Source organism: Metabacillus rhizolycopersici (genome assembly GCF_020075705.1).
Genome location: NZ_JAIQUM010000145.1, coordinates 1 through 5,764, shown reverse-complemented (window position 1 = coordinate 5,764; position 5,764 = coordinate 1). Strand labels below are relative to the sequence as shown.

The following is a 5,764-nucleotide window of genomic DNA, read 5'->3' as shown; positions in this document are numbered from 1 at the left end:
TTGAACTTAATGATTATGTACATTGGTTCAATAACATTCGAATTCACGGAACATTAGACTATTTAACGCCTGTTGAATTTAAACAACAGCCCTTATAAGTTTTGTCCAGTTTAGTGTTGACATTCCAAACATTAATTCCCTTATTTTGAGTGATTTGTTAAAGTTCACACTTAATTTATTTTTATGTATAAATTCTCTTAATCTAAGTAACACTAAAAATACAAATGTATTCCCCCCTGCATTTGTCCCAATATCACCGAACTTAAAGAGTTCGGTCTTTTTATTCAAAAGTATATTTCTGAAGTAATTGATTATCCTGTCCGAACAATCTTAGAAGTTGAGCATACAATACTGTATCTCCTATAGGAGGTTTAGCACTACCTGGCGTTGCATTGAAGTAGTAGTTAGCAACTGTTAAACCAGAAAGTGCAACTATGATAATTTGAAAAAATAATTATTTTAAACAAAAAAGCTTTTTTAATATAAATGGAAACTTTAAAAAACAAATGAAATAAAGGCTCTAGGGTCTAATTGCTTGTTTTATTTACAAACACCAACCGATATAAAGATTATTTTGAACGGAAAGTATATTAGGATGATTGAAATCTTATCAAATAAGGAATAACCTACAAAAATATAAACGAAAGATCCCCTAAGCGCGCTAGGGGATCTTTCTTCATTTATAACCAGTGAACATCTATCGAACATGGAACAGAATAATGGAAAGGGACGCCTATTTAGGTACCCAATCTCTTTTTATTCTAGTAATCCTTTATCTTTGAATATTTTCCTTAATGATTCATTCACCAATTCAGATTTATAGTTTTTAGGAACACGATCAATGATGTTTAATATATCTTCATCAAAATAAAACCCTCTGTATACTCTTTTAGAGTGTACTTTCTTACCTGCAAGTAACATATCGATTGAATCCATTTCATCATTGCTAGTACTAGCTTCTGTTTTGCTTTTATGTTCATATATTCATGCTAGTTTATTAAATGTCCTGCATGAAAGCCTTGTTTTCTATCGATTTTTTGTTGATATAAAGTTACTTATCGGTAAAAAAGAAGTTTCAGTAGTCTAACGTGAAAGGATTTCTAATTATTGATGGGCTTTATTTGTTAATATAATTAATTCATTGAGGTTTTTAATCACGATTTCTTTTTTCGATGGAGGCAAATCCGAAATGTTTGCAATGATTTCTCTTCTTTTTAGTTCCATTTGTTTCAAAATGTCATTATCAATTCCATCTAGATTACAACTATTTTCTTTACCCATCTCTATCCTAAACCCCTTTTCTTTTAACAATATATATTGTTAATCTTAAACAGTTTAAAGGTTATGTTGTTTTACCTTTTGTTTATGGCTTAAACAAGGGCAACTACCTTTAATTTTCTTTGAATGAAAAAGCCGGCTTTCCTCTGATAAAGGATTGCCGACTAAAAGGGAAATTCCTTGGAGTATCTATCATATCATAGCTTGTTTACAGTTTAGTTAGTGAAAAATAACAGTTTGATAACAGTGATTTAAAGCCTAAAAACTAATGTATACTTTATACAAATATAGTTAACATAATCACTTTTATCGGCATATAAAAAAGGATCTTAATCAAAGATCCCTTTATTTGTTTATTGAATTAAAACCACTCGTTAGTTAAAGAAGCTCCCAAGAATTGAATAAATAAGGTGTAAATCAATTTCTTTTTTATTTAAGTTTTGAAGTGGAAATAAACACCATTATATAGTTATTTGTGACTCCTCCCTTAACAGAGTAAACAGTAGAAGATCTCGATCATACAAAGTGCATTGTGATCGAGATCTTCTACTACTGGTTTTTGGTCGAAGTTACTATATGAAAATGTAGGTTAATGAAATGTTTTTAATGTTTTTTGTTGGATTGTTCAAGAAGGAAGTTAAAAGATAAGTATTGAAGTGTATTTTTATTGAAAATAGAGTGTAGCTCAATATTATTAAGCGAAACATGTGTGTTACTCAATTTTAACTTTTATACTATCTAAGGCGTTGTAACCATAACCTTTTCTGTTCCACATCGGCTCTAATGGTTGAACATTGCCTTTAGAATCAGTCGCTTTGGAAAGTATGGTATATTCGCCTTTTTTAAGTGCCTTCCATTTATAATTCCAACGTACCCAAGCATATTTCTCGGATGAAGAAGTTATTTGACATGTATCCCAAGTTTGGCCTTCATCAAAACTAATTTCCACCTTTGCAATATGATCTTTACCTGTCCATGCAATTCCATTAATTTCATACACCCCTGAATACAATAAATTCCTATTTAAAGGATATTTTATAGTTGAGTTAACATTGATAGTCGTAACAGGGAATTTTCCACTATCGTTCTCTTTATTAGGATAGTAAACGTAATCAACAGCTTGAAAAGGTCCTTTAAATTCCTTATCAATCACAATAATTTTTTTAATCCATTTTACAGATGCCATTGCATACCATCCAGGAACAATTAATCTAAGCGGAAAACCATGCTTGAAGGGGATGGGTTGATTATTATATTCATAAGCAATAATGGTATCTGGATCAAGGGCTTTTTCTATGGGTAAACTCCTTGAAAAACTAAATAGTTGGTTAGAATCAGGTCTTTCTCCATAATCATGACCCTCAAAAACAATTTCTTTGGCAGTATCAAGTAATCCTGTGTACTCCAATAAGGATCTTAAAGGTACACCTTTCCAAATCCCTTGGCTTATCGCACCTTTTCCCCATTGCTCTCCATATACTTTTGGTTTAAATAACTCACGCTTATCACCAGAACATTCTAAAACCACTTTTATCGTTTTAGATGGCAATGAGTAAATTTCCTGTAATGAAAAGACTTTTGGATTATGCACTAACCCTTCAATTGGAAGAAAATAAAAGGAAGACGCAAAGCTGGGATAAGGAAAATGATTTCTTCTATAAAATAGTCTTTTACTAACAATATCGGCATTAATAAAATGTATCGGTGTTTCCTGATTTTCAGGAACTAACGTTTTTGTAATCAGGTAGGTTCTTACTTCAGGTTGATGAGAATTACTCATATATAACCACCTCTTTTGAATGTAGTTGCTAATTAATGCATATGTAGTTTATGAGTAATCATTCAAGGATCATTTCGTTGAAAAAATAAGAGCCTAGGGTATATGGGAGTAAGTGGCTTACATAGAGTAAAACGTGCATGTGATATACATTATCAGTTAACATAAAGTCTCTTATAGGTACTGAAAAAGGATCTTCCGGTCGAGGCTGTTGACAAACTAAATGGTCTCATTACCAGACACATCATATAGTAAATAAAAAAGAAGATGAACACTACATTTAGTAGATATTCATCTTCTTTTTTTATGAAGGGGTATTTGTCAATAACCCCCGGTCGAAGATCCTTTTAGCTGATTGTTTAATTAAAGCACCCGTTCGTAATATAAGGTCAATCAGATATTTCTGGTTGACTATTCCAGTCTGTTCTAGTCATCAAAAAAATCCCTTAATGACGCTGAATTTTTATCATTTATATTTTTAAAGTAAGGGTTTTCCACACTTGGATCTTCTGGGTCTAGATTAGTTTTTAATACCAAAACTGGTCCTGATGTACTTCGTTCGGCAATGACTCGGTCATCTAACTCTTTAAAATCCGGTAAATTTTTACTTCCAGGCTGTAGTGGCTCAGTCATTCCAACACCTCCTTACTGGTAGGTTGCTTAAATAGATGGAATTTATGTAGAACTTATTATACTTTTGAACCTATCGTACTTATCAGCAATTAAGGTTTAGAAAGGCTACCTCAATGACAGTATGCACCCATTCCCGTAATCGCCCCTTTCATAAAAACCTCATGATTGGACACAATATAAGGGAAGGTGGTTTATATCAATACAGGATTTTGATCAAACTTTATTACAAATTATCAATCTTTTTTATAAACAATCTGGCTTTTTTGATTTAGACCTTGATAATTTTATAAACTACATTTTACAATAAACATTCTTGAATAAGATTACATTCAATCCAGTTATCATAAATTTTAATACGTTGTTTCACTGTATCTAGACACGTGATCATTCCAGTCATAGTGGTAAAATCCTTTTCGTGAAAGTAACTTATTTTGATTTCCATTTTTTCTTGAAAAGCCTGTAAAAGAATCTGATTAATTTCTTCTTTTTTTTGTTCATCGATGATCGGTATCTGCTTATGTTTTGATTCCATGCTTCGATGAATAATGGCGTCTCGATGTTCCATCAGCATCATTCGACTACTTTCCCACAGCCCATTTCCTTGTAGTTTTTTCATTTTATATGTCCTCCAATTTTCTGAGCTAAGAACTTCGCTTGCCCAGATTGTGTTAGTGAAGAGGCAAAGAAAATAGAGGTCTCTCCAAATTTTTGTTTGATTGAATCCATACTTTTTTCTAAAGAAAGTTGTCTTTCTCGATTTTCAAAAAAAGACAGCTGCAAACAATCATCTGTCTGGAATTGACTGAGTGATACGAATATTTTCCGAACAGGTAGCTGATTCCAGTACTGATGAAAGAGCATTTTAGCTGTTTCGAACACCTCACTCGTTAGGCAGGAGGGTTGTCGTAATTTCTTTTGTCGATGAAATCCAGTTGGAGTTTTAAAATCGGCTCCTTGTATGCCAACATGAACAACTGTCCCCATATACCCTTTATAACGGCTTCTTTGACAGATCAAGGAAGATAATTCTAAAAGGACTACCTCAATATCCTTTGCTTCATAATAGTCAATCGGAAGAGTGGTTTGGCGGCCGATTCCTTTTTGCAAAGAAAATGCATCCGGAGTAACCGGTGAATAATCAATGCCATTAGCCGTAGCCCATAAGACTTGGGCCAAAATATCGCATTTTTTCCCATGATATTTTTGTAATTTTCTTTTTAAATCGGCTACACTCGTTTTCGCTACATCGCCGATAGTTTTCAAACCAATTTGATGAAGATGATAAAGTGTTTTGGAACCAACACCGAACATTTTGTCGGGTGTAAAAGGCCACAGATACTCGGTTATATTATTTTTCGTTAATTCAAAAATCCCATCTGCATTTTTCTTAGCGAAGTTATCACAGGCCATCTTTGCCAAAACTTTATTTTCCCCAATGCCGATCCGCACATAAATGCCTGTTTGAATGAGAATTCGTTTTTGAATATGAAGTGCCATGTCTCGGGACGATTCAAAAAAGTGAAGAGAGGCGGTGACATCTGAAAACTGTTCGTCAATCGAGAAGGGTTCCACAAGATTCGTATAAGATTCTAGAATAGAAGTAATCTGTAAGGAAATATTTACATACTCCTGCATCCTTGGTTGAATAGCCACTAATTGAGGACATTTAGCGAATGCTTCACGAAGCGATTCAGCAGTGGAAACACCAAAACTTTTAGCAATTGGACAAGCTGCCAAAACAATCCCGCTTCGCCTTTTTGAATCCCCAGCGACAGCTAATGGTTTGTTGGCATATTGAGGGTAGGCGGCTTTTTTTACTGAAGCATAGAATGACTGACAATCGGCTAAGAAAATCACTTTTTTTTCCATGGTGCTAATCAATCTCCGTCAATTCGATTTTTAAGTATTCACTAAGAATGATTGTAATTTGAGCTTGAATAAAACCGTGTAATAGACTCATTTCATGTTCGTATCCTCTACATAGAAATTGCGTGAATAAACCGTTGGATTCATGTTGTTGGGATAAGATTTTAATTCCTCTTTTTCGCATTTGCTTTTCTTTATCTTTCAATTCCC

General features: G+C 33.4%; 8 protein-coding genes. 1 reads left to right on the top strand and 7 read right to left on the bottom strand.

What is annotated here, in order from left to right:
- Nucleotides 1-98, top strand: a 98-nt coding sequence (locus K9V48_RS26865; RefSeq protein ID WP_224141561.1) for an IS3 family transposase, incomplete at its 5' end; no start/stop codon positions are given.
- 658 nt (nt 99-756) lie between these two features.
- Here K9V48_RS26865 and K9V48_RS26860 read toward each other — a convergent pair.
- The 7 genes from K9V48_RS26860 to K9V48_RS26830 form a co-directional block, all read right to left on the bottom strand.
- Nucleotides 757-936 carry a hypothetical protein gene (locus tag K9V48_RS26860; RefSeq protein WP_224142143.1) on the bottom strand — a complete coding sequence of 60 codons (180 nt, stop codon included), beginning with the start codon at nt 934-936 and terminating at the stop codon, nt 757-759.
- 168 nt (nt 937-1,104) lie between these two features.
- Nucleotides 1,105-1,281 (bottom strand): hypothetical protein, encoded by a 177-nt coding sequence (locus K9V48_RS26855; protein WP_224142142.1) that lies wholly within the window; start codon nt 1,279-1,281, stop codon nt 1,105-1,107.
- Nucleotides 1,282-1,990: 709 nt separating this feature from the next.
- Nucleotides 1,991-3,058: a sulfite oxidase gene (locus K9V48_RS26850; RefSeq protein ID WP_224142141.1), complete on the bottom strand. Its 1,068-nt coding sequence runs from the start codon at nt 3,056-3,058 to the stop codon at nt 1,991-1,993.
- A 423-nt stretch (nt 3,059-3,481) separates the two neighbouring features.
- Complete coding sequence (locus K9V48_RS26845) at nt 3,482-3,688, bottom strand: hypothetical protein (protein WP_224142140.1); 207 nt, start codon at nt 3,686-3,688, stop codon at nt 3,482-3,484.
- Between the two features lie 298 nt (nt 3,689-3,986).
- A complete protein-coding gene (locus tag K9V48_RS26840; RefSeq protein ID WP_224142139.1) occupies nt 3,987-4,304 on the bottom strand; it encodes a YolD-like family protein in 318 nt (105 codons plus the stop codon).
- Complete coding sequence (locus K9V48_RS26835) at nt 4,301-5,566, bottom strand: DNA polymerase IV (RefSeq protein ID WP_438803929.1); 1,266 nt, start codon at nt 5,564-5,566, stop codon at nt 4,301-4,303. Before K9V48_RS26835 ends, K9V48_RS26840 begins: the two co-directional genes overlap by 4 nt.
- The coding region (locus K9V48_RS26830; protein WP_498043136.1) for a YhjD family protein at nt 5,562-5,764 on the bottom strand (203 nt) is incomplete at its 5' end. The genes K9V48_RS26830 and K9V48_RS26835, both read right to left, overlap by 5 nt.